This window comes from Dietzia maris (assembly GCF_014144855.1).
GTDB classification, from domain to species: domain Bacteria; phylum Actinomycetota; class Actinomycetes; order Mycobacteriales; family Mycobacteriaceae; genus Dietzia; species Dietzia kunjamensis.
In genome coordinates, this window is the sequence record NZ_JAALDN010000522.1 from 1 (window position 1) to 463 (window position 463).

Genomic DNA, 463 nt, shown 5'->3' on the forward strand with positions numbered 1-463 from the left:
GGTGATCGCGTCCGCGCCGTCGGCGACCGCGAGGGCCAGACCGGTGAGCGCCTGTCCCGGGGAGTGGACCCAGGCACCGCGGTAGGTGTCGGCCACAGCGTCGTCGAGCGCCGCGACCAGGCCGGTGTGCTCGGCGATCTCCCGAAGCATCCCCAACCCGGCGTGCGAGACCACGCCCGACCCGTCCGCACTGACCTTCAACCGCCGAAATGACGAGTTAGACTTCACCTGGGAAGTGCTCTTCGAACTGATATGACGTTGACCCTAGACAAGTCACATCATCCCAGCTCCGGAGCGCTTCCCAGGTCACTTCCGGGCCCAGATCTAACTTTCCACGTGAAAGGCCGAGGCTAACCCCGCTGATTCACGGAGCGTGAGGATTGCTGCTGTCGGGTGACGGCGGGATCCATTTCGTGGGTGGGCGTGCAGGAGTGCCGGCTGGCGCTGCCGGTGGGCGGGTCTC

At 66.1% G+C, this 463-nt stretch carries 1 pseudogene; it reads right to left on the reverse strand.

The annotated features are described in order from the left end of the window. Window positions 1-228 (reverse strand): annotated as a pseudogene (locus tag G6024_RS15595) (IS1380 family transposase); the annotation flags it as partial. Window positions 229-463 lie beyond the last annotated feature (235 nt).